Annotated in this window: 20 protein-coding genes and 1 riboswitch; of the genes, 8 read left to right on the top strand and 12 right to left on the bottom strand. The window is 38.1% G+C overall.

All coding sequences use genetic code 11. The features are described 5' to 3' along the window. Positions 1-62: 62 nt before the first annotated feature. From I6F65_RS11525 to dapB, 7 genes are all read right to left on the bottom strand, one after another. A complete protein-coding gene (locus I6F65_RS11525; RefSeq protein WP_197112976.1) occupies positions 63-449 on the bottom strand; it encodes a hypothetical protein in 387 nt (128 codons plus the stop codon). A 276-nt stretch (positions 450-725) separates the two neighbouring features. Continuing rightward, positions 726-1379 (bottom strand): 3,4-dihydroxy-2-butanone-4-phosphate synthase, encoded by a 654-nt coding sequence (gene ribB, locus I6F65_RS11530; protein ID WP_197112992.1) that lies wholly within the window; start codon positions 1377-1379, stop codon positions 726-728. Between the two features lie 247 nt (positions 1380-1626). Beyond that, a riboswitch (FMN riboswitch) is annotated at positions 1627-1808 on the bottom strand. A gap of 80 nt (positions 1809-1888) precedes the next feature. After that, positions 1889-2947: a S66 peptidase family protein gene (locus tag I6F65_RS11535; RefSeq protein WP_197112978.1), complete on the bottom strand. Its 1059-nt coding sequence runs from the start codon at positions 2945-2947 to the stop codon at positions 1889-1891. A gap of 334 nt (positions 2948-3281) precedes the next feature. Next, the gene (gene greA / locus I6F65_RS11540; RefSeq protein WP_024610351.1) at positions 3282-3758 is read right to left on the bottom strand and encodes a transcription elongation factor GreA; all 477 of its coding nucleotides are present in this window, start codon (positions 3756-3758) and stop codon (positions 3282-3284) included. A gap of 48 nt (positions 3759-3806) precedes the next feature. Then, on the bottom strand, positions 3807-7025 hold the full coding sequence (gene carB, locus I6F65_RS11545) for a carbamoyl-phosphate synthase large subunit (protein WP_024610350.1): 3219 nt from the start codon (positions 7023-7025) through the stop codon (positions 3807-3809). 16 nt (positions 7026-7041) lie between these two features. Beyond that, entirely contained in the window at positions 7042-8178 is a 1137-nt protein-coding gene (carA, locus tag I6F65_RS11550) for a glutamine-hydrolyzing carbamoyl-phosphate synthase small subunit (RefSeq protein ID WP_007375827.1), read from the bottom strand. Positions 8179-8540: 362 nt separating this feature from the next. Then, positions 8541-9344: a 4-hydroxy-tetrahydrodipicolinate reductase gene (dapB, locus tag I6F65_RS11555; RefSeq protein ID WP_197112980.1), complete on the bottom strand. Its 804-nt coding sequence runs from the start codon at positions 9342-9344 to the stop codon at positions 8541-8543. Positions 9345-9716: 372 nt separating this feature from the next. Between dapB and I6F65_RS11560 the strand changes: the two genes are divergently transcribed. The 3 genes from I6F65_RS11560 (at position 9717) to I6F65_RS11570 (ending at position 13155) form a co-directional block, all read left to right on the top strand. Then, positions 9717-11030 (top strand): Na+/H+ antiporter NhaC family protein, encoded by a 1314-nt coding sequence (locus tag I6F65_RS11560; protein WP_024610348.1) that lies wholly within the window; start codon positions 9717-9719, stop codon positions 11028-11030. A 130-nt stretch (positions 11031-11160) separates the two neighbouring features. Then, on the top strand, positions 11161-11949 hold the full coding sequence (locus tag I6F65_RS11565; protein ID WP_197112982.1) for a nucleoside-binding protein: 789 nt from the start codon (positions 11161-11163) through the stop codon (positions 11947-11949). 189 nt (positions 11950-12138) lie between these two features. Then, positions 12139-13155: an alpha/beta fold hydrolase gene (locus I6F65_RS11570; RefSeq protein ID WP_166110776.1), complete on the top strand. Its 1017-nt coding sequence runs from the start codon at positions 12139-12141 to the stop codon at positions 13153-13155. Between the two features lie 76 nt (positions 13156-13231). Here the strand turns inward: I6F65_RS11570 and I6F65_RS11575 are convergent, their stop codons facing one another. Beyond that, positions 13232-14029, bottom strand: a complete 798-nt coding sequence (locus tag I6F65_RS11575; RefSeq protein WP_166110773.1) for a M48 family metallopeptidase — start codon at positions 14027-14029, stop codon at positions 13232-13234. Positions 14030-14348: 319 nt separating this feature from the next. On the opposite strand from I6F65_RS11575, the gene I6F65_RS11580 reads away from it, so the two are divergent. After that, positions 14349-15551 carry a multidrug effflux MFS transporter gene (locus I6F65_RS11580; RefSeq protein WP_166110770.1) on the top strand — a complete coding sequence of 401 codons (1203 nt, stop codon included), beginning with the start codon at positions 14349-14351 and terminating at the stop codon, positions 15549-15551. 27 nt (positions 15552-15578) lie between these two features. Here the strand turns inward: I6F65_RS11580 and grpE are convergent, their stop codons facing one another. Continuing rightward, positions 15579-16190: a nucleotide exchange factor GrpE gene (gene grpE, locus I6F65_RS11585; protein ID WP_024610343.1), complete on the bottom strand. Its 612-nt coding sequence runs from the start codon at positions 16188-16190 to the stop codon at positions 15579-15581. A gap of 58 nt (positions 16191-16248) precedes the next feature. Beyond that, positions 16249-17214: an HrcA family transcriptional regulator gene (locus I6F65_RS11590; RefSeq protein WP_024610342.1), complete on the bottom strand. Its 966-nt coding sequence runs from the start codon at positions 17212-17214 to the stop codon at positions 16249-16251. 175 nt (positions 17215-17389) lie between these two features. On the opposite strand from I6F65_RS11590, the gene nadK reads away from it, so the two are divergent. The 4 genes from nadK to I6F65_RS11610 all read left to right on the top strand — a co-directional run bounded on the left by nadK (position 17390) and on the right by I6F65_RS11610 (position 21047). Then, on the top strand, positions 17390-18274 hold the full coding sequence (nadK, locus tag I6F65_RS11595) for an NAD(+) kinase (RefSeq protein WP_024610341.1): 885 nt from the start codon (positions 17390-17392) through the stop codon (positions 18272-18274). Positions 18275-18349: 75 nt separating this feature from the next. After that, positions 18350-18907, top strand: coding sequence for a hypothetical protein (locus tag I6F65_RS11600; protein WP_197112984.1), 558 nt, complete (start codon positions 18350-18352; stop codon positions 18905-18907). Positions 18908-18982: 75 nt separating this feature from the next. Further along, complete coding sequence (gene recN / locus I6F65_RS11605) at positions 18983-20656, top strand: DNA repair protein RecN (protein WP_197112985.1); 1674 nt, start codon at positions 18983-18985, stop codon at positions 20654-20656. Between the two features lie 64 nt (positions 20657-20720). Next, positions 20721-21047 carry a hypothetical protein gene (locus tag I6F65_RS11610; RefSeq protein WP_197112986.1) on the top strand — a complete coding sequence of 109 codons (327 nt, stop codon included), beginning with the start codon at positions 20721-20723 and terminating at the stop codon, positions 21045-21047. A 24-nt stretch (positions 21048-21071) separates the two neighbouring features. Here the strand turns inward: I6F65_RS11610 and I6F65_RS11615 are convergent, their stop codons facing one another. Beyond that, positions 21072-22094 (bottom strand): GGDEF domain-containing protein, encoded by a 1023-nt coding sequence (locus I6F65_RS11615; protein WP_231613159.1) that lies wholly within the window; start codon positions 22092-22094, stop codon positions 21072-21074. Between the two features lie 467 nt (positions 22095-22561). Beyond that, positions 22562-23977 (bottom strand): FAD-dependent oxidoreductase, encoded by a 1416-nt coding sequence (locus I6F65_RS11620; RefSeq protein ID WP_024609574.1) that lies wholly within the window; start codon positions 23975-23977, stop codon positions 22562-22564. Positions 23978-23986: the final 9 nt, after the last annotated feature.

Here is a 23986-nt window from a genome sequence, read left to right on the forward strand (position 1 = left end):
ACCAGATCTCATCATCTATTCAGCCAAACAGGTTACTGCATGCTAATGTGCTGTAGTACGTGTTAAGGCCACCTTACTATGGTGAGTAAAAGTATTAAACAAAAAATAGAGCTATAAAACAATTGCATTACAGTGAAAGAAAACACATCGTCGGTCACGGTCACTATACCGTGCCTAGCGAGTGTCCAGCCATAACGAAAAGAATGTAATAAAGGCAATCCCATCATAATTAAAAGTACTGCGCTGTAAAAAAGATTAATCGTACTTAAAGCAGACCGTTCATTTAGTAACACCAAGGGTAAACTGACACACAAACCAAATAAAAATACACCAGCTATTCTTTTATTAGAACTGCTTATTTGCTGTAATATTTTATCAGCCTCAGCCTCTTTTTCTATCGCATCATTATAGTGTTTGAATTCGTTTTCTCTTTTTAAAAATTCAGCCATTAATGCCTTGAAATTCTCATGGTATTTATCTTCATCTATATTAGCTTTTACATCGAGCAACTCTTCAAGTGTATAGTGTGAATAATCGACTTTAATGGGATAGTTCCTTATAAGGGGCTGTTTATAGCGGCTGCAAAAAGTGCAATTCCTTCGCTAATTTTGTTAAATAACGTCAATAAAAACAAATTATTATTTTTTTAAGAGCAAGTTAGACCCATAAAAAAACACGCAACAGGTGCGTGCTTTATAATATATCTAAGGCTAATAAATAGTAATTTAACCTACTTGAAGCTGTGCAGCCTGAATGTATTGCACTAAATCTTCAATAGAAACCACGGTCATATTATGTTTATTAGCATAATCACTCACCTCAGGTAAGCGCGCCATTGAACCATCGGGATTTGTTAGTTCGCATATTACGCCAAATGGTTTTAAGCCGGCAAGCTGCATTAAATCAACGGATGCTTCGGTATGACCACGACGAACTAATACGCCACCCGTTTGTGCTTTTAAACCAAATACATGCCCTGGGCGCGATAAATCACTTGGTTTAGCGCTATCGCCTGTCGCTGCTTTTATAGTAGTTACTCTATCAGCAGCAGACACGCCTGTTGTAACGCCATGCTTAGCTTCAATAGTGACTGTATAAGCGGTGTTATTTTGACTCGTATTGTTAGCTACCATTTGCGGTAAGTCGAGCTGTTTAATGCGCTCCTCCCCCATGCATAAGCAAACAATACCGCTGCCTTCGCGGATCATTTCGGCCATTTGAGAAGTCGTTAAATGCTCAGCTGAAAATACAAAATCGCCTTCATTTTCACGGTTTTCGTCATCAACAACAAGTACGCCTTGCCCTTGCTGTAGTGCAGCAATTGCGCTTTGTACGCGGATATGGCTTTCGCCGAATTGAGTAAGTAGAGACTGAATCATCATTATATTCCAAATAAAAAATAATAGATTCAGGACTGTGAAAGGATCAGTAATATATCGCTTTAAATTTAAAACGATCACTACCAAAATAGCTTAAATAAAATAACAAAAAGCACGCAGCAAAAAGCAGCGCACACTGTTATACCAACGGCATTAAATTAGTGACCTATTATAGCGCTAAAAAAATAGCTCACTTAACGCGATACAATAATCATGTCTTTAATAAAATTGGTATTAGTATAATAAGCCATATTCTCTTTCATCCGGACTGTAACCGTCGGCTCTGGCATCTCACCAGATCTGCTTGACCTTTACTTAACCTAATTACTGAAAAAATAAGTTAAATAAAGCGCTCGCGGGCTCGTTTAAGTTATAAATAACATTAAACATACCGCCGGTGGGGAATTTCGCCCCGCCCTGAGAATGTACTTTTATAACTAAAGCGCTATAAATGCCGGCTTATTATACCCTTTAACTTAATTACTTATCAAAGGTAAGTGAATAAACTTCTAACAAAGCTCGGTATTTAATGAGGCTTTGACTACTTTACCTTCATTTATGTCAGCGGTGATTGTACAAGTAGCGCCGTTTACTAAATTCAAGTTAGGTGGAACATGACCAATATCAGCATCAATAATCACAGGGAATAAACAACCCCCTAGTGCAACGTCAAGTGCATGGTGGTAATCAAATGAAGCATCTTGACCTTGAGTAATTTCGCTACGACCAATAATAATGCCGTTTATATCGTCAAAAATACCTGCTAATTTTAATGAAAGTAAAAACCGTGCAACGGTTGTTGGTGTCAACTCTGAGTTTTCTAGGTATAAAATAAGCCCTTCGGGTCCGCTATTTTTTTTAAATTCATGTATTGCCAAAAATGGAGAATCGAGTAATAACCCTACAGTATCAAGACACCCACCAAATAAACGTCCTGACATTTCAATAGTACGTTCATCAAAATAATTTAAACACTGCCACTGAGTAACTTCTGTGTGTTCAAACAATGTATTGGGATTTTGTGCGTAATCGGGTCTGTTTTTTTGATAATGAGATGACGGAGCTTGCTCAAACTTGCTGCCAGCTTCGTAACTTAGTGTTTCAAATATTTGCAGGCAATAAGGGCTTTTTTCGTTTGGGTGGAGTTGCATTAGATTAGCGCTGTGTAGCGTTGCCCATTGGCATTTAGCCGTGAGTGCACATGCAATAGTACTTACATCAGAAAACCCAACTAACCATTTAGGCTTTGCTTCTTTAATTGCGTTAAAATCAAGAAAGGGTAATATTTCCATTGCTAACTCGCCACCAAAAGGAGGCATTATGGCGTCTATTTCATCATCTAATAAAAAGCCCATTAGTTGATCTGCATGGGCTTTTGCGTTTAATTGCGCTCTTGGTTTGTTTTGTCGTAAAAACTCGCCTTCAACAACCTTATATCCTCGATGTTTGAGTCCATTTATAACTATGTCTAACCGTTCATGATATTTAGCTTTTACACCCGCAGAAAGCGAGCACACTGCTATTTTTGATCCTACATTTAAGGGTGATGGATAGAGTATATTAGCCATATTTTTTCCTTTTTAGAGAATATGTTAATACCAATTGCGTTAGATTAGCGCTCTATTATAGCGAAAATAAAATAGCTCATTAACAAGGCGAAAATCATGACATATAGCTGTTCAATATAAATAATTTTTATCGCCGCGAGTAAGTTATTCAATGCGCTAGAATATATACGTCTTTAACAATATCGGTATAAGTACCTACTATACCAACATAGACCATATTTATAGAATATGAATACTGTACGAGCGCGTTTACCATTAAAGGTTAAATTACAGACATAAAAAAACCGATGTAATTACATCGGTTTTTATTTAAAACGTTAAAGTGAGTTATACGTTAAAGATACTCAACTTCAATGATTTCGAACTCAACAATACCTTTTGGCGTTTGAATAGACACTGCGTCGTCCATTTGTTTACCAATTAATCCACGTGCAATCGGTGAGTTAACAGATATTAAGTTATTTTTAATACTTGCTTCATCATCGCCCACAATACGGTATTTTACTTCAGCATCGGTTTCTACATTTACAATAGTTACCGTAGTGCCAAAAATAACTTTACCGGTATTTGGCATTTTAGTTACGTCAATTATTTGAACATTTGAAAGTTTAGCTTCAATTTCTTGAATTCGACCTTCACAAAAACCCTGTTGCTCACGCGCAGCGTGGTACTCAGCGTTTTCTTTTAAGTCACCGTGTTCACGCGCAACAGCAATGTCGGCGATAATTTTTGGACGGGTAACTGTTTTTAATTCGTTAAGCTCTTTACGCAGTAAATCTGCGCCACGAACTGTCATCGGAATTGATTGCATACTTTTCTCACTTTACACCAAGGCCTTAGTTGGCCTTGGCACATTTCCTTAGTTCAATCGCAGGTGTAGCTCTTGAACTGACGTCACTTTACTACGGTCATCTGCTTTGTTAGCAGTACAGTTAGCGAATGCCGCGTTCAAGGTTGTCGTATAGTTGGTTTTATTTTGCAATGCACCACGACGTAACACCTTCGAATCTTCGATCGCTTGGCGACCTTCGGTGGTATTGACGATATAGCTGTACTCTTTATTCTTGATATAATCAAGAATATGTGGGCGGCCTTCATATACTTTGTTTACACGTCGTACTTCAATGCCAGCTTCTTCAAGAGCTTGTGCCGTGCCACCAGTTGCGTCAAGTTCAAAACCTAAGTCGGTCATGATTTTGGCTAATTCAACAATACGTGGCTTATCGCTATTACGAACAGATAATAACGCGCGACCACCGCGTGGTAAAGTATTGCTTGCACCTAATTGTGCTTTTGCGAATGCTTCGGCGAAAGTATCACCAACACCCATCACTTCACCCGTTGAACGCATTTCAGGACCACGGATTGGATCCACACCCTGAAACTTAGCAAATGGTAAAACAACTTCTTTAACGCTGTAGTAAGGAGGGATAACTTCTTTAGTAATACCTTGGCTTGCTAAAGACTGCCCTGCCATACAACGTGCAGCTACTTTTGCAAGCGCAACACCGGTTGCTTTTGATACAAACGGTACAGTACGTGCAGCACGTGGGTTAACTTCGATTAAATACACTTTGTCTTCTTTTACTGCAAACTGTGTATTCATCAAGCCAACAACACCAAGCTCAAGCGCCATGTCGGTTACTTGCTTGCGCATTACGTCTTGCACTTCTTGTGATAAAGAATGTGCAGGTAATGAACAGGCTGAGTCACCTGAGTGAACACCCGCTTGCTCAATGTGCTCCATAATACCGCCGATGATTACTTGTTCGCCGTCGCAAATTGCGTCAACGTCAACTTCAATCGCGTTATCTAAAAAACGGTCCAGTAATACAGGTGCTTCGTTTGATGCTTGTACAGCTTCGGTCATGTAGCGACGTAAATCATCTTCGTCGTATACAATTTCCATTGCACGACCACCTAGTACATACGACGGGCGTACTACTAACGGGAAGCCAATTTCAACTGATTTAAGTAAAGCTTCTTCGGTTGAAGTTACTGTTGCATTTTCTGGCTGAAGTAAGTTTAAACGCTCAACAAGTTGTTGGAAGCGTTCGCGGTCTTCTGCACGGTCAATCGCATCAGGTGAAGTACCAATCACTGGTACGCCGTTTGCTTCAAGCTCACGCGCTAGCTTAAGTGGTGTTTGACCACCGTACTGCACGATAACGCCTTTTGGCTTTTCAACACGTACGATTTCGAGTACGTCTTCAAGCGTAATTGGTTCGAAGTATAACCTGTCAGATGTATCGTAATCTGTAGATACCGTTTCAGGGTTACAGTTAACCATAATAGTTTCGTAACCGTCTTCGCGAAGCGCAAGCGAGGCATGTACACAACAGTAATCAAACTCAATACCTTGACCGATACGGTTTGGACCACCACCAATAACCATGATTTTATCACGATCTGTTGGGTTAGCTTCACACTCTTCATCGTAAGTTGAATACATGTAAGCAGTGTCTGAGCTAAATTCTGCAGCGCACGTATCAACACGTTTGTATACTGGTACGATGTTTAATAAATGACGTTTTTTACGAATTTCAGCTTCAGATACACCTGCAATTTCTGCTATACGCGGATCTGCAAAGCCTTTGCGCTTAAGTTTACGTAGGAAGTCAGCATTTAAACCCGCCATGCCTACTTTCGCTATTTTTGATTCGTCTTTTAAAATGTCTTCTATTTGTACTAAGAACCAGCGGTTAACTTTAGTCAGTTCGTAAACATCATCAACGCTCATGCCATGGCGCATTGCATCAGCAATGTACCAAATACGCTCAGCGCCTGGCTCACGTAGTTCACGAATTATTTTTTCTTTTGCTTTAGGGTCATCAAGCGCAACTATCGGGTTGAATCCCGTTGCACCCACTTCAAGACCACGTAATGCTTTTTGTAACGACTCTTGTTGGTTACGACCAATTGCCATTACTTCGCCAACTGATTTCATTTGCGTAGTTAAACGGTCGTTAGCACCGGCAAATTTTTCGAAGTTAAAGCGAGGAATTTTTGTTACAACGTAATCGATTGAAGGCTCAAAAGACGCGGGTGTTTTGCCACCGGTAATGTCGTTTTGAAGTTCATCAAGTGTGTAACCTACTGCTAGTTTTGCTGCAATTTTAGCAATTGGGAAACCCGTTGCTTTTGATGCTAGTGCAGATGAACGTGATACACGTGGGTTCATCTCAATGATAACCATACGGCCATCTTCAGGATTAATACCAAACTGTACGTTCGAACCACCAGTTTCTACACCAATTTCACGTAATACTGCCATAGAGGCGTTACGCATAATTTGGTATTCTTTGTCGGTTAGAGTTTGCGCTGGTGCAACGGTGATTGAATCGCCAGTGTGAACACCCATAGGGTCAAAGTTTTCAATGGTACAAACAATAATACAGTTGTCGTTTTTATCACGTACAACTTCTGTTTCGTACTCTTTCCAACCAATCAGTGATTCATCAATTAGTAATTCGTTCGTTGGCGATAAATCTAAGCCACGCTCACAAATTTCTTCAAACTCTTCTAAGTTATACGCCACACCGCCGCCGGTGCCGCCCATAGTAAAAGAAGGTCTGATAATACATGGTAAACCAATGCGCGTTATGATGTCTTTGGCTTCATCCATAGAGTGAGCAATCTCAGCACGAGGACACTCTAGACCAATGTTTTTCATTGCGATATCGAAACGTTCGCGGTTTTCTGCTTTGTCGATTGCATCGGCCGTTGCACCAATTAGTTCAACGCCATGTTTAGCCAATACACCGTGCTTGTCTAGTTCAAGCGCACAGTTTAATGCCGTTTGACCACCCATTGTAGGCAGTACTGCATCTGGCTTTTCTTTTTCAATAATTTTTTCTACCACTTCCCAGTGAATTGGTTCGATGTATGTTGCATCGGCCATATCAGGGTCGGTCATGATAGTTGCAGGGTTTGAGTTAACTAATATAACTCTGTAGCCTTCTTCTCTAAGTGCTTTACACGCTTGAGCACCAGAGTAGTCAAATTCACAAGCTTGACCAATTACAATTGGGCCTGCGCCTAAGATAAGAATGCTTTTTATGTCGGTACGTTTTGGCATTATTACTCCAGTTAAATTAGTGTTTACGCGCTTGCATCAAATCGATGAAGTGGTCAAATAATGGGGCTGCATCGTGCGGACCAGGGCTTGCTTCAGGGTGACCCTGGAAGCTAAACGCAGGTTTATCTGTACGATGAATACCTTGAAGCGTTCCGTCAAATAACGATTTGTGCGTGGCACGAAGCGTACTTGGCAGGCTTGACTCTTGAGCTGCAAAACCATGGTTTTGAGCTGTGATCATAACTACATCGCGGTCTAGGTCTTTAACTGGGTGGTTAGCGCCGTGGTGGCCAAATTTCATTTTTTCTGTTTTAGCACCTGAGGCAAGGGCTAATAACTGATGACCTAAACAGATACCAAAAATAGGTGTGTCGGTTTCTAAAAAGGTTTTAATTGCATCAATAGCGTAAGTACATGGCTCAGGATCGCCAGGGCCATTAGATAGGAAGATACCATCAGGGTTTAAAGCCAGTACGTCAGCGGCAGAAGTTTGCGCTGGTACTACTGTAAGTTTACAACCACGGTCTACAAGCATACGTAAAATATTACGCTTTACACCGAAGTCGTAGGCAACAACATGAAACTTTTCATCAGCAGCATCAAGGGTTTTAAATCCTTCGCCTAATGTCCAGCTTGATTCGCGCCACTCAAAATTTTCCTTGGTTGAGACAACTTTTGCTAAATCCATACCTTTTAAACCTGGGAAGGCTTGCGCGGCTTGTAGCGCTTTATTTTCGTCTAGCTCGTCACCGGCAATAATACACCCGTTTTGTGCGCCTTTATCACGCAAAATTCGAGTTAACTTTCTGGTGTCGATGTCCGCAATACCTAAAATATTACGTTCTTTTAAGTAATCATCTAACGATTGCTCGTTACGGAAATTACTCGCTAGCAGTGGCAAATCACGGATCACTAGGCCTTTAGCCCAAATTTGATTCGCTTCTTCGTCTTCGCTGTTGGTACCCGTATTACCGATATGTGGGTACGTCAAAGTTACGATTTGTTCCGCGTATGATGGATCAGTCAAAATTTCTTGATAACCAGTCATAGACGTATTGAATACTACTTCACCGACTGACATGCCGTCAGCGCCGATTGCAGTACCGCGAAACACTGTGCCGTCTTCTAGGACTAACAGAGCGGATTTAGTCAAGTTAAACCTCCTAACAGTAAAAAACGGGAGTAAGCAATTGCTTAACACCCCGCCAATACCCAGAGGGATCGTCAAAACCAGATTTCTGTGAGCTTAAATTGTTTTACGCAGTCTTAAATGATGCAGATGTAAAGCATTCAACCTTCAATCATTTTTTCTTGCCTAAAACTATTTTTATTCCCACTGAAACCCCGGATTTACTAGCCATTTGGGTATAATTGGAAACACGCATTTAGTAATTTTTGGCAAATTGGCTGCATATTACATTAAGTTGCCTTTTAGGTCTAATACTATTTAGTAAATTGTAATAAACAAGTGACTTTAGGTGAAATTAGACCCAAACAGCTAAAAAGGTAACTAAACTACTTTAGATCTAGCACATCTTGCATATCATAAAGTCCTACTGGTTTATTTTGCAACCAGCCTGCAGCTCTTATAGCGCCTAGTGCAAAGGTCATTCTTGAACTTGCCTTATGGGTCAATTCGAGCCTTTCGCCCATTGTAGCGAAGTATGCAGTGTGTTCACCTACTATATCGCCCCCTCTTAGCACCGAATAACCAATCTCATTTTGCGATTTAGCTGTTTCTACTTGGCTTCGGTCATATACTGCAACATCGTCGTGATTCCAACCTTTCGCCTGCGCAATTGACTCGCCTATTGCCAGTGCAGTACCCGATGGCGCATCAATTTTATGACGATGATGCGCTTCAAATATTTCGATATCTAAATCGTCACCAAATTTAGTTGCTGCTGTTTGCACAAGGTTAAGTAATACATTCACGCCAACACTGTAGTTTCTAGCAAACACAATAGGAATATATTTAGCTGCATCGTGTAAAAGTGCCATATCGTCGCTTGTTAAACCCGTAGTACCAATAACCATAGGGATTTTTTGTGCTACAGCGGTTTTTAAATGGTTTTTCATACCAGCAGGAAGTGTAAAGTCGATTAAAACATCTACATTATCTATTGTACTTTCGTCGCTAAAGCTAACATTTTTATCGGCTGCACTATTTATCTGATTTACATCAATTCCCAATAACGGCGAACTGCTACGAACGTATGCACCTGTAAGCTGTGTTTGCTCTTTAATTGTCGCAGCTTCTAGTAGAGCTAAGCCCATTCTGCCGTTAGCACCAAAAACACCTATTCGATTTGTAGTCATTGTTTTTACCTAATTTAAATTTGAATCCGTTTTTTACTAATCTGAGTATATATCCGGAGCACTGCAAATACGCGCTTGGGCACTTTTATGCAGTTGGACAAATATTAATCGCTGAAAATCGCGTTACTTTGTAGATATTATCTAAAAGTCATGCAATAGTCAGGTAAGCTTTTAATTTAATAATAATAACAATACCAGTTTACTTTAGCCATCTATACATTTAAACTTCTCTTTCGCGTCGATTTGGTCTTTGGCTTGCGGGCGCTGCACTCTCCTAATTTTGTTAATGATTAACATAGTAGGTAGATTTGCTAAATTCAGCTAAAAGAGGAATTTTTGGCTGTTGTAAATTAACTGGTTTCGAGGATTATGATGCAGCCATCATTTAACAAAAACAAAGCAATACTTTCTTTACTACCCCTTTTAACCTTTGTAGCACTATTTTTAGGCTCAGGTTTATATTTGCAATCTCAAGGGGTTGATTACGCTTTTTATCAACTTCCTGCTCCAGTGGCTATATTACCTGCCATTATGCTTGCGTTTATTTTAAATAAAGGCACGGTAAACGAGTGTGTAGAGACCTTTATTAAAGGTGCCGGACACAACAATATTATTACCATGTGTTTAATCTACTTACTTGCAGGTGCGTTTTCTGCCGTTGCCAGTGCAACCGGTGGTGTAGATGCGGTAGTAAATGCTGGCTTATCACTTATTCCACCTTCGTTATTACTTCCTGGTTTATTTTTAATTGCAGCGGTTGTATCTACTGCAATGGGTACGTCGATGGGAACGATTGGTGCTATTGGCCCTATTGCATATGCAGTATCCATCAAAACAGGTATCGACCCTGCGTTAATGGCCGGTACGATTGTATCTGGCGCTATGTTTGGCGATAACTTATCAATTATTTCAGATACCACTATTGCAGCTACGCGAACGCAGGGCTGTGAAATGAAAGACAAGTTTAAAGAGAATCTTAAAATAGCAGTACCCGCTGCAATACTAACTATTGGCTTGTTGTTTTACTTAACACCTGCTGCACAAGTAGTTGAAACCAAAGATTACGATATTTGGTTAGTACTTCCTTATGCCTTTATTTTAGTGTTAGCCGTTGCTGGCTTAAACGTATTTGTAGTGTTATTTAGCGGTATTATTTTTGCTGCACTTATGGGCTTTACAGGAAGTTACGAAGGCGCAAGCTTTGTAAAAGATATTTACAAAGGCTTTACCGACATGCAGGAGATATTTTTACTCTCTATGTTTATTGGTGGATTATCTGAATTTATTCGCATTAATGGTGGCCTTGATTATATTGCTCATAAGATTCAGGCAATTACAAAAATCATTGCAAAATGGCATCGTAAAGTGGCTGATCAATTAGGTATTGCAGCATTAGTTATGACAAGTAATATGTGTATTGCTAATAACACGGTATCAATTATTGTCGCGGGTCCTATTGCTAAAAAGCTGGCTGACGACGGTGAAATAACTGGTAAACGCTCTGCAAGTTTACTTGATATATTTGCCTGTGTAACACAGGGTTCTTTGCCATACGGTGCCCAAGCATTGTTATTAGGTGCCACGTTTAAAATTAGCCCGTGGGAAGTTTCAACGTCTTCTTATTACTGCTTTATTTTAGCATTTACTGCAATTGCAATTATTTGCTTACGCCGTAATAAAGCTTAATACGTTAGCATTTATATGTTGCAGCTTAATAGACAGCTGCAACATATGTTAATTTAACACTCAACAAATCAATCACTTCTGCTATAATTTCGCTTTTCGCGTGCCACTAAATTTATAGTTAAAAATTCTTATGAAAATTAAAAATGTACTCCCTCTTCTTGCTTTATCTACCTGTGTTTTTACTAATCCAACATTTGCTGCTAATTGGAGCAGTACAGCGTTGCATATTAATAATGGCAATCAAAAAAATCCGTTTACTGAGCAAAAGTCCGATACCACTGTGTATTCAGTCCAACATGCATCTGGCTACGACTACGGCGATAATTTCTTCTTTATTGATTACAGTAAAGACGATATAGATGACGATTATCAGGATGCTGATTTTTATGCAGAGTGGTATTCAACGATTAGCTTATCAGTCATTACAGGTAAAAAAATAAGTTCTGGCGCATTATTAGATGTTGGTCTAACCGCAGGCATTAACGTAGCAGGCGATGCAAAAGTAATGAAATACCTACCTGGTGTTAAGCTAAGTTGGGATATACCTGGATTTTACTTTTTTCAAACGCTAGTCACTGCCTACATTGATGATAGTGAAGGCGTAGCAAAAGGCGGTGCACCTATTGAAACAAATAGTTGGATGTTTGACGCCGCCTTTGAATATCCTTTCACTATTGGCTCACAAAAATTTAGCTTTAAAGGTCACGCAGAATATATAGCAGAACGTGAAGACGAGTTTGGTAACAAGGTACGTGCGTGGATACTTGCACAACCGATTGTTACTTGGGATTTAGGTCACGCTTTTAAAATGAAAGAAAACACCCTGCTTTTAGGTATGGAATGGCAATACTGGCATAACAAACTAGGAACAGATGTAACTGAGTCAGTTCCACAAATCCATGTTGAGTGGACATTTTAAACATAAAGATTCAAACACTTACAATAAGCGAAGCCTCATTTAGCTTCGCTTTTTTATGCTTTAAATTTAAATAACCCTTGATCATTATAGAGCGCCAATTGAATAGCACTTAAGATTTAGTTATTGTGATACTTTATTTTGAGCCTTACCTAATGCGGTTCATGTTTTTATCCTTAATAGGAGTAACGAATGTCGTCGATTAAAGTTATTTGTTTTTCTACTTTATTATTAATAACAAACAATGCCTTAGCAGGTACATCTCAAGATACATCTACCCTTTCCTATGATGCACTTTTAAGTAATTATGACTACGATTTTAAAGTGAATTATTTTGCACTTGAGTCACAAAAACAATCATTAAAAATGGCTTATATTTACTTAAAACCAACAAAAACCGATATGCCTGTTGTTACACTTATGCATGGAAAAAACTTTAATGCTGACTACTGGACAACAACAGCCCAGTACCTTCAATCATTAGGGTATGGAGTGTTAATTCCTGATCAAATTGGTTTTGGTAAATCGTCCAAACCAACGGATTACCAGTATTCGTTTGCAACTCTTGCCCACCATACACATGCATTAATGGATTCGCTTAATATAAAAGAGTCGATTGTATTGGGGCACTCTATGGGTGGAATGCTAGCGAGTCGTTTTGCATTAATGTATCCAAATACTACAAGCAAATTAATTTTACTGAACCCTATTGGGCTAGAAAACTACCTGCAATATGTTGATTACAAAGATACTAACTTTTTCTATAAAAACGAATTAGCAAAAACACCTGAGGGTGTAAGAAATTACCAGCAAAAAAATTATTATGATGGGAAGTGGAATGCAACATATTCAGCTTTAACTGACTTTATAACAGGGCAAATCCAAGGTCCAGATAAAGAAAAAATGGCATGGGTAAACGCTAAAACATACGATATGATTTTCACTCAACCTGTTATTACTGAATTTAAAAACTTTACAGTACCCGTTAAATTAATTATTGGTACACGAGACAGAACAGGTCCTGGTCGGAACTGGAAAAAAGACGGAGTTAACTACGAGCTTGGTCGATACGATAAATTAGGTAAACAAGCCGCTGCGCTGATCCCTGACGCACAGTTGTTTGAACTTGATAACCTAGGGCACTTACCTCAAATAGAAGATTTTGAACGCTTTAAAGGCGTATTTGAAAAAGCACTTAGCACTAAATAATTATTTATTGATAGTAATTAAAAATCCCCCTGTAAGTAAGCTACTTACAGGGGGATTTAAATTTATATAAACTAAGTTACAGCTTACACTGTGGGTTTTTTCCCTGTGCTTTAGCTGTGCTTTGTTCACCAAGCGCTTTACTCATTTGCGCTTGTAAATTTTTAATACGATTACTTGGTGCTGGGTGAGTTGATAAAAACTCAGGTGTTGTACCACTGCTCGCAGCACTCATGTTTTGCCAAAGCGTTACCGATTCCTCTGGGTTAAAACCAGCTTCTGCCATTAAATCTAAACCAATTTCATCTGCTTCAGACTCATGTGAGCGGCTAAATGGTAAAACCACACCATATTGAGCGCCTAAACCTAAGCCTTGCATTATTTCGTTACGGTATTGAATATTACCCATTTCAAGTGCAGCACTGCCAAGTTGCATACCGGTATCTAAAATTGAGCTTTGTGAAACACGCTCATTTGAATGCTCAGCAATAACGTGACCTACTTCATGCCCTAACACTGTCGCTAGCTGGTCTTGGTTAGTTGCTATTTTTAACAAACCGGTGTGTACACCAATATAGCCACCTGGTAATGCAAATGCATTAGCAGATTCATCTTCAAACACAACCACTTCCCAATTTTGAGAAGCATATTCTTTTGGTAATACAGCAACCACTTTTTCAGCAATGCAATTTACGTAAGCATTCGTTTTAGCATCAGTATTAACGGGCTGACTTTTTTTCATTTCAGCAAAACTTGCAGTGCCCATTTCACTCATTTGTTGATCTGAATAAAGTGCTATTTGCGTACGTCCTGTTGGAGATGTTTTGCAACCTGCTAGAACCGCTGTCGCTAATATTGCAATTACCAATTTTTTCATCGTGTTTCTCTTAAATCATTATTTTCATTAACTGTAGAATAGCAAACACGGTGCCAGTTTAAAATCTTTGCTTTATGCTAATTACATTAAAAGTCAGTTGCTGCAAACAAGCTGAATAACCTATTAATAGCGCTAAATATACTCTTACATAAATGTTTTATTTTGCATTAGAACCAATTTACTCAGAAATACTAAATTGTGTTTATTATTATATTGATATTTGAGATAAAGCTATAAAGTTAGCAGGCAAACTAAGTTTATCCAATCACCTTGCCCTGTTACACTATGAGCCACGTTTTAGTCATGATTGAGTTTATACATGGGCGCCTCGACCTCGTCTTTTAACATCCGTATTTTATTACCTTTATTAGCGAGTATTGTGGCTATTACTCCGCTTGCTATTGATATGTATTTGCCTGCAATGCTTGTTCTTGCAAACGATTTACAAACAAACATGCCAAATGTACAAATATCTTTGAGTATTTATTTAGCGGGCTATTCGTTAGGCATGCTTTTTTTTGGCCCTATTGCTGATCAAATTGGTCGTCGTAAACTTGCTAAATTAGGTTTAACCTTATTTGGTATTAGCTCAATGGCGCTTGCTTTTACAACTGAAATACATACTTTTTGGATCCTTAGAGCAGTGCAAGCATTTACTGGTGCTGCAGCAACAGTGGTTGTACCGGGTATTATTAGGCACATATATCAAAAAAACACGGCTAAAGGTATGTCTTACGTGTCTATGATCATGATGGTTGCACCACTACTTGCCCCCTCTATTGGCTCATTTATTTTAGGCTTTTCTGTTTGGTCGACTATTTTTTTAGTATTAGCTACCTATAGCTTTATTATTTTAGCGTTTGTGCAAGTGTATTTAATCGATATACCTATTCATACAAATGAAAAAAAAGGATTAGCATTATTTTTTGATAGTTATAAAACCGTACTAAGCAATACCGATGCACGTGCAGATATATTAAGTTCTATGTTTGTGTCGTTTGGATTTTTTTGCTTTTTAACATCAGTACCTTTTATCTATCTCGATTTATTTAAAGTTTCTGAACAATTATTTGGGGTGTTATTTGCCTTTAACGTAATGGCACTCATGTTTGGTAATTTTTTAAACACACGCATAGTTCCGCGAGTTGGCTCACGAAAAATGCTTTACTACGGACTCACATGTGGATTTATTTCAGGCACTGCACTACTAACGTTTAGTCTATTAGAAATGCCGCTGTATTACATAGTGGCGAGCATTGCACCATTAATGATGAGCTTGGGAGTAACAGCAAGTAACGCCGATTCACTTATTTTAATGAAGTTTGAAAAAAACACCGGCACGGCTACTGCCGTAATCGGTACTCTAAGATTTGGCAGCGGTGCCTTAGTAGGACCTTTGCTTGTACTAATGCATGCTAAAAGCGCAGTACCATTTTCGAGTTTAATGTTTGGTGCAGTTATATTAACTATTATTGTACAGATTATTCATCGTATAAAAGACAAAAAAAATGCCTCACAATGAGGCATTTTTATTCAAAACTAATATTAATTAAGCATCAGCTGCTTTAGATACCATAACCATTGCAGGGCGTAATAAACGACCATTCAATTTATAGCCTTTTTGCATTACTGCAAGTACTGTATTTGGCGATACATCGTTACTTGGTTGAATCGACATTGCTTGATGAAAATCAGGGTTAAATTGCTCACCTTGTGGGTCTACAATTTCAACACCAAATTTAGCAACCGCTTCGTTAAAACTTTTAACGGTCATATCAATACCTTCAAGCAATGGCTTCAAAGTCTCGTTTTCTTTATCAGAAAACTCAATAGCGCGCTCAAGGTTATCAATTACAGGTAGCAATTCGTTAGCAAACTTTTCTAATGCAAATTTATGCGCTTTTTCTACATCTTGTGCTGCACGACGACGAATATTATCAACATCGGCTGCTGCGCGAACAACGCCGTCTTTTTGATCAGCAATCGTTTGTTTAGCCGCTTCAAGCTCTGCGTATAACATTGCAATTTCTGCTTCAGGGCTCTGCTCTTCATCTGCATGTTGATCAGCGGCTTCTACTGCTGCCTCTACATCAGCTTGCATTTGAGCTAGCTCTTCGTTTAGTTCTACTTCTTGTTCTGGTTTTTGCGTCTGTTCCGACATAAAATATTTGCTCCAATTCTTTTCAACTGCGGTAATTATGGGGGTTGAATAAAAAGATTCAAGAGTTAGAGGTCTCAATTAATTTAAATTCTTGGATTATTTCTTCAATTTGCGCCGATTTAGGGCAAATTATACAAAAACGGCTTTGGTATTCCTGATTTTGAAAATATGGCACGCTAATAACAATCAACTCATTACACTCAGTAAAAGGAAGCTCTTCACTATTAAGTACCGATAAACCATTTTTAAAGGCAAGCTTATCCTCTACATAATTTAAAAATGAAACACCTATATTTAAACTTTGTTCACAATCGATTTGTTTGTAGAGGTAATTTTCTCCGACAACAATACTGTTATCTGAACCTAATTTCTGACTAAGTTGACGAGTCCACTGGTTAAGCGAATCATGACAATTTCGAGGTGCAGTATTAGCCATAGCTTGCATACGATACAAGCCTTCCATTAATGTTTGTTGGCTAAATACTGTATTTAACCATGTAGCAAATTGGTAGCGAACAGAGTCTGATGAATCATGTGGCTTATCAATGCAAATATTATGACTCTGCCCTGCCCTATCTATTAATAAGATAAGCCAGTCTGTTGAATCAAAATCGAGAACCTCTACTCTAAATACTTGCTGAGAACTTGCTTGTGGTAAACCTACACAACAACACACTTGGTATTTTTGGCTCAGCCCATGAGCAAGTTCAACTAATTGTGCTTGCTCTGGTTCCCAATAATTAGCAATATCAGCCAATGGAAAAAACTCATTAAACCAATAATCAAACCCTTCATTTGTAGGCACTCGACCTGCCGATGTATGAGGCGAATACAATAAGCCCACTTTTTCTAGGCGAGCCATTGCATTACGAACAGTAGCCGAACACACCGCCATGCCTTTTAGCTTGGCTATTTTTGTTGATGGAACGGGTAAACCCTCACCATTACAGTACATGTTCATAACAGCTGAAAAAATTTGCTGATCTCGCGGGTTTATTTTCATGGTATCTACATCTTGTTGCATGAAACATATATCGGGGCGTTTGTGGTTATTTCAAGTACTGACACAAACTCATACTTGAAAAAACCTGATTAATTAGTCAATCAATTGCTTCATAATAACTTTGCTAAAATCTGTGTTTTCAAACACTTCTATTTTGAGTTACTCTAGCAATATTATAACTTATCGTGCGTATATTATGGACTCTCCCTTTAAAACCATTGGCCTTATTGGCAAACCAAATCACCCTGGTGCAGCTACCACGCTACAACGCTTGCATACATTTTTACTTGCACTTGGTTTTGAAGTTATTGTAGAAAAACGTACTGGCAGTCAATTAGTTGATGTTCCAAAAGATAAACTCGTTAAATTAGTAGATTTAGGAGAGAGAGCTGATCTCGCTATTGTTGTTGGCGGAGATGGTAACATGCTTGGCGCAGCTCGCGTGTTAGCTCGTTTTGATGTTGCAGTTATTGGTGTAAACAGAGGTAACTTAGGATTTTTAACTGATTTAAACCCTGAAGGGTTTGAAGCAAGTTTAGAGCAAGTACTCAGTGGTGAATACCTAGAAGAAGAACGCTTTTTATTAGAAGTAGAAGTATATCGTCATAACGAATTAAAAAGTGCTAACTCAGCGGTTAACGAAGCGGTTTTACATGCTGACAAAGTTGCTCACATGATTGAATTTGAAGCTTTTATTAATAATGACTTTGTATTTTCACAGCGCTCAGATGGCTTAATTGTATCTACCCCCACAGGCTCAACGGCTTACTCTCTTTCGGGGGGAGGTCCCATTTTAACACCAGAACTTAATGCCATTTCATTGGTGCCAATGTTCCCACACACATTATCAAGCAGACCATTAGTTGTTGATGCAGATAACGAAGTACGTTTAAAACTTAGCCTTGAAAATACCGATAGTCTCCAAGTAAGCTGCGACAGCCATGTCGTGCTTGCTGTATTGCCGGGCGATGAAGTTGTAATTAAAAAAGCAGATAAAAAGTTACGCTTAATTCATCCTAAAAACTACTCTTACTACAACGTTTTACGTACAAAATTAAATTGGGGTAGTCGTTTATACTAATTTTATTGCCAAAAGCAGTACTATAGAGCAAAATGGCGCTATAAAAATAATGAACCATTTCAGGAACTAACAATAATGACTTATGTTGTTTTTTTTGCTCTGCTGCTATTAATTACATTACTGGCTAGCTACCTTAAGGTAGAAAGTAACCGTAAAAAAGCGATAGAAGCTAAAAAAAAGTTATTTAATGAACGTGTATCGCACGCGAGTACTCGTGTTAAATTGAAGCTAAATGAATTACTCGACGCTAAAATAATTCGCCCTAAATATAACGCCAGAATACAGGCAATTATAAGTAATTTTTTCGTTGTACAGCCGCATACCGACGAGAACTTACAACAGCTCGAAGATACTGCTGATTTACTCGTAAACACTTTATCTAACGAGTTAATGAAAACGCATCAAACAAATTCAGCCCAAATTTTAATCGATAATATACAGTACTTTGTTTCAGAGCTTCCTCAACAAGGGATACTCTACAACAAGGTTTTTTACCGAGATACTCTTCCCCCTCTCATCGCAAATATTAAAACTGAAGATACGATACAACCTACTGATAATATTGATGATCAAAATGAATCCCCACAAAACCCTATAAATACACAATTCATTGAAGAAGCAAATATTGCTTAAATAATAAAAAATTAATTTGCAAAAAACCAAAACACTGTATAAATTAACAGTTAATTGACTGGATGGATAAACAGTATGTTAATTGGTTTAGAAATTAAAAACTTTGCAATAGTAAGTAATTTAAGCACCGAATGGCAAAATGGCATGACCGCAATTACCGGAGAAACAGGTGCTGGTAAATCGATTGCTATTGATGCACTTTCATTATGCTTAGGCGGGCGAGCCGAGGCTTCGGCTGTGCGCCCGAACACAGACAAAGCAGATGTGTGCGCACGATTTGATTTAGATGCTCTCCCACTTGCCCAAGCATTTTTAGAGCAGCATATGCTAAGCACGTCCGACAACGAGTGTTTGTTGCGTCGTGTTGTGTGTAAAAATGGCAGAAGCAAAAGTTATATTAATGGTAGTGCGGTCACCGCTGCACAACAAAAAGAGCTTGGACAATACTTAATTTCTATACATGGGCAGCATGCTCACCAACATTTATTAAAAGCTGAACATCAATTACAACTTTTAGATGCTTATGCAGGCCATCAACATTTGGTAAGTGCAGTAAGCCAAAGTTATAAGCAATTTGCTAGTTTGCAAAAAGAATTTAAACATTTAGAGCAACAACAGCAACAACAAGCAGCTCAAAAACAGCTTTTAGAATACCAAGTAGCAGAGCTTGACGAGTTCGCACTACAAGAAGGTGAATTTGAACAAATAGAAGCTGAGCATTATAAATTAAGTAACAGCCAAACTATTTTAGAATCTTGTCAGCGCGAGCTACAACACTTATACGAAAGTGATGAACAAAATGCCTGCTCTTTACTACAACAAAGCGCACAACAATTTACAGAGCTTGCTCAATACGACGAAAGCTTAGCAAGTGTTGCTGCATTACTGAGTGAAGCAGCAGTACAGGTTGAAGAAGCAAGCCGTGAAGTGCGTAGTTACACAGAGCAAGCCGATTTAGACCCAGCTCGTTTAGTTGAAGTGGAAAATAGACTAAGTGGATCTATGGATTTGGCCCGTAAGCACCACATAAAACCACAAGCACTTGTTGAGTTTCATCAATCAATCTCACAAGAGCTGGAATCTATAAGCAATAATAGTTCTCGGTTAGAACAATTAGAATCTGAAATTGAGAACGCATTAACGGATTATAAAAATTCAAGTGAAGCTTTGAGCTTAAGCCGCCAAGAATACGCCAATACACTAAACCGCTTGATAAGCGAAAGCATGGCAAACCTATCTATGGAAAACGGTGTGTTTGAAATAGCACTTACCCAAGAACCAGAACGTGCACCTAATAACTTAGGGTACGACAATGTATTATTTTTAGTATCAACTAATCCAGGACAACCTTTACAGCCTTTAGCTAAAGTGGCATCAGGTGGTGAGCTTTCGCGTATTAGCCTTGCTATTCAGGTTATTATTGCTCAAAAAGTGACAACACCAACATTGATTTTTGATGAAGTCGATGTAGGTATATCGGGCCCTACTGCATCCGCTGTAGGTAAATTGTTACGCCAATTAGGTAAATCAACTCAAGTAATTTGTGTAACCCATTTACCACAAGTAGCAAGCAGTGCGCATCAGCAATTTTTTGTAGCTAAAGAAATAGCTGAGGGTAAAACGTACACACACATGTTACCTCTAAATAAAGATGGCAGAGTAAATGAAATAGCTCGCTTGCTTGGTGGCGACAACATAAGTAAAACAGCTAAAGCAAATGCTAAAGAACTAATAATGGCGCATGCCTAGAGCTGCCAGTTTATTTTGACTAATATTGTTTTAAATAACGGATAAAACATTAAGGATAAATTTAATGCAAAGTACTTTAGTTTTTACAGCTTTAGGAGTGAGTTACTTATTGTTGATAACGAGTGTGACCTTAATTATTTTTAGTAAATTTAAACACACTCAATTTAAACAACAGTTGTTACATTTTTTAAGTATTGTATTGGTAATTCAATTGACACTGACTACGCTAAATATAGTGGGCAGTATTGATGGAGATCTAAGTAGCTTTGTAAGTAATAGCTACTGGGTGGTGATTACCCTACAACTGTTATGCAGCTTAACTTGCTACATGAGTGTAAAACGTCGCAAGGCAAAAGTAAGACCTTCTCTTGATTCTTTTTCTATGGATTAAAATAGATATAGATTTAAGAATTAACTACAAAGAGCAAGTTTGATTTTTACCTTGCTTTTTTGCTTTGTATAAAAGCTCATCTGCACTTTTTATATCTAAATCAATAGATCGACTTGCCACACTTTGAATCACTCCAATACTTAATGTTAGGTTTAGAGAGTTTGAAGGTGTGTTTATTGGCAAGTGACGAAGTGCACCATGAATACTTTCAGCAAGCTTGATACCATCTAAGAGTGATGCATTTGGTAGGGTAATTAAAAACTCTTCTCCACCCCAACGCGAGGCAACTGTGTTTTCAGAAATGCTTTCTTTAAATATATTAGCTAAATGTATAAGTGCTTCATCACCAAAATCATGTCCGTATGTATCATTAATTTTTTTAAAATTATCAACATCAGCTAAAAGTAATACAAAGGGTATATTGCTATCCAAATGATTACTTTTAAATTCAGTTAACTTATTCATTGTATAACGGCGATTAGGTAAGTTAGTTAATGGATCTATGGTTGCTAGTAATTCATTTTTTTGGCTCAGAGCAATTATTTTATCGCTATATTTTGATCTCGAATGTTCATAATATCCACTGAGTAAAGCAACTAAAATAAATGACAATATAATTCTATAAGGAAATTGCGCAGGTTCATAACTGTATATATTAAAGCTTTCTGCACAATAAAAAGCCAAGGTAATTGCTGATAAAAATAAAATAATATCACAGACCCCGCGCCTTAAACCCCTTATTGAAAATGTAACTGGTGATACAATAAATATCCAAATAGGACCGGTACCTTCAGCACCGCCAGTTAAAACTAAATAAATCATTAACGCATACAAGTTATACAAAATAGCACTTGCTGACATTTCGGTTTTTGTATAAATACAAAATGCCCAAACATAAACTGCTGATGAAATATAAAGGGTAACAGATAACAAATAACTATCGTTTATTAAAGCAACGCACGCCATTAAAAATGTGGCACTGAAGCCTATTGACGAAAAGAATCTTACTATTAATTTTCTTTCTATGTTATCTGAGTATTTGTGCATAATTGATATATGTTTTCTTTTATAAATTTCACACTTACCGCTATTAAAAAGTAAGCTTGTGTTAAGCAACCTCTAATTTTGTACTTATTTAATACTTAAATCAAGAAGTATGCTTATAAATAGTAAACATAAAAATATAGATAAATATTCATTAGGCTTTTAAAAAATATATTTTGTTTGCCTCTCAAATTAAAAATTATTTATTTAACTTAAGCTCCGATTATGAGGTTTAGTTAAATATTTAAACCTTCGTTATGTTTAAATTTGTATTTCTTTAGTCAGAATTTCCAATGAAAACAAATCAATTTGAGCATCAGTAGTAAGCCTACTGTAATTTAGGCCACGTAATTAGGTTTAAAATAACGGTTCGAGATAAATATATTAACCAGAGTTCAGGGTATTTAGCTTTTTTAAAAGCAAAAAAAAAGCAAGCCCAAAGGCTTGCTTTAATATTCTTAAAAAAGTGATTAAACTTTAAGGTAATCCATAATACCTTCTGCAGCATTACGCCCCTCAAAAATAGCAGTTACCACTAAATCCGAGCCTCGCACTATATCGCCACCGGCAAATATTTTCGGGTTAGTAGTTTGATGTGTAAACTCACCTTGCTCTGGAGCATTAATACCACCCCAGTGGTTTATTTCTACATCATACTTTTCTAACCAATCCATTTTATGAGGCTGAAAACCAAACGCCATTATAACTTGATCGGCTTCAATTACATGCTCTGAACCAGGTACTTCTTCAGCGCGGCTTCGGCCTTTTGCATCAGGCTCACCTAATTTAGTTTTCACCATTTTAACGCCAGTTACTTTACCATTTTCGTTCAGTACAATGCCTTTAGGCTGAACATTGTAAGTAAAGATTACACCCTCTTCTTTCGCGTTTTTAACTTCGCGTTTAGAGCCTGGCATATTTTCTTTATCACGACGATATGCACACGTTACTTTTGCAGCATTTTGTCGAATAGATGTACGCACACAGTCCATTGCTGTATCACCACCACCAAGTACAACTACTTTTTGATTAGCCATATCAATACAAGGTTGTTTTGTCTCGTCGTAACCCATTACACGGTTTGTATTACCAATCAAAAACGGCAGTGCATCGTGAACACCTGGCGCATCTTCATTTTCAAGACCCGCACGCATACTCTGATATGTACCAACCCCTAAAAACACCGCGTCATAATCAGCTAAAATTTGTTCAAGCGTAATATCAACACCAACTTCAACATTTAGCTTAAAGTCTACGCCCATTTCAGTGAAAATTTCGCGACGCTTTTGCATTACTGATTTTTCAAGTTTAAAAGAAGGAATACCAAACGTTAGTAGTCCACCTATTTCTGGGTGGCGATCAAATACCACTGGTTTAACACCATTGCGGACTAAAATATCTGCACAACCTAAGCCTGCAGGACCGGCACCAATAATAGCTACTTTTTTATCAGTCCAAGTTACATAAGACATATCAGGCTTCCAGCCCATTTTAAATGCTTCATCGGTAATATACTTCTCAATATTACCAATTGTTACAGCACCAAATTCTTCATCTAATGTACACGAACCTTCACATAGGCGGTCTTGCGGGCAAACACGCCCACACACTTCTGGTAAACTATTTGTACGATGAGAAAGCTCAGCCGCCTCTATAATACGGCCCGTACGTATTAACTTTAACCATTGTGGAATGTAGTTATGCACTGGGCATTTCCATTCACAGTAAGGGTTACCACAATCTAAACAACGGTCTGCTTGCGAGTTAACCTGATTCTCTGAAAAGGGTTCGTAAATTTCCACGAAAGATTTTTTACGCGACGATATTGGTTTTTTGCGTGGGTCTACACGCTGCACGTCTATAAATTGATATACATTTTCGCTCATACTTCCCCC

Source organism: Pseudoalteromonas sp. SWXJZ94C (assembly GCF_015864385.1).
GTDB lineage: Bacteria > Pseudomonadota > Gammaproteobacteria > Enterobacterales > Alteromonadaceae > Pseudoalteromonas.

Coding starts and splice junctions, on each gene's coding strand:
- I6F65_RS11525 (WP_197112976.1), bottom strand. CDS start 449: ATGGCTGAATTTTTAAAAAGAGAAAACGAATTCAAACACTATAATGAT.
- ribB (WP_197112992.1), bottom strand. CDS start 1,379: ATGATTCAGTCTCTACTTACTCAATTCGGCGAAAGCCATATCCGCGTA.
- I6F65_RS11535 (WP_197112978.1), bottom strand. CDS start 2,947: ATGGCTAATATACTCTATCCATCACCCTTAAATGTAGGATCAAAAATA.
- greA (WP_024610351.1), bottom strand. CDS start 3,758: ATGCAATCAATTCCGATGACAGTTCGTGGCGCAGATTTACTGCGTAAA.
- carB (WP_024610350.1), bottom strand. CDS start 7,025: ATGCCAAAACGTACCGACATAAAAAGCATTCTTATCTTAGGCGCAGGC.
- dapB (WP_197112980.1), bottom strand. CDS start 9,344: ATGACTACAAATCGAATAGGTGTTTTTGGTGCTAACGGCAGAATGGGC.
- I6F65_RS11560 (WP_024610348.1), top strand. CDS start 9,717: ATGCAGCCATCATTTAACAAAAACAAAGCAATACTTTCTTTACTACCC.
- I6F65_RS11565 (WP_197112982.1), top strand. CDS start 11,161: ATGAAAATTAAAAATGTACTCCCTCTTCTTGCTTTATCTACCTGTGTT.
- I6F65_RS11570 (WP_166110776.1), top strand. CDS start 12,139: ATGTCGTCGATTAAAGTTATTTGTTTTTCTACTTTATTATTAATAACA.
- I6F65_RS11575 (WP_166110773.1), bottom strand. CDS start 14,029: ATGAAAAAATTGGTAATTGCAATATTAGCGACAGCGGTTCTAGCAGGT.
- I6F65_RS11580 (WP_166110770.1), top strand. CDS start 14,349: ATGGGCGCCTCGACCTCGTCTTTTAACATCCGTATTTTATTACCTTTA.
- grpE (WP_024610343.1), bottom strand. CDS start 16,190: ATGTCGGAACAGACGCAAAAACCAGAACAAGAAGTAGAACTAAACGAA.
- I6F65_RS11590 (WP_024610342.1), bottom strand. CDS start 17,214: ATGCAACAAGATGTAGATACCATGAAAATAAACCCGCGAGATCAGCAA.
- nadK (WP_024610341.1), top strand. CDS start 17,390: ATGGACTCTCCCTTTAAAACCATTGGCCTTATTGGCAAACCAAATCAC.
- I6F65_RS11600 (WP_197112984.1), top strand. CDS start 18,350: ATGACTTATGTTGTTTTTTTTGCTCTGCTGCTATTAATTACATTACTG.
- recN (WP_197112985.1), top strand. CDS start 18,983: ATGTTAATTGGTTTAGAAATTAAAAACTTTGCAATAGTAAGTAATTTA.
- I6F65_RS11610 (WP_197112986.1), top strand. CDS start 20,721: ATGCAAAGTACTTTAGTTTTTACAGCTTTAGGAGTGAGTTACTTATTG.
- I6F65_RS11615 (WP_231613159.1), bottom strand. CDS start 22,094: ATGCACAAATACTCAGATAACATAGAAAGAAAATTAATAGTAAGATTC.
- I6F65_RS11620 (WP_024609574.1), bottom strand. CDS start 23,977: ATGAGCGAAAATGTATATCAATTTATAGACGTGCAGCGTGTAGACCCA.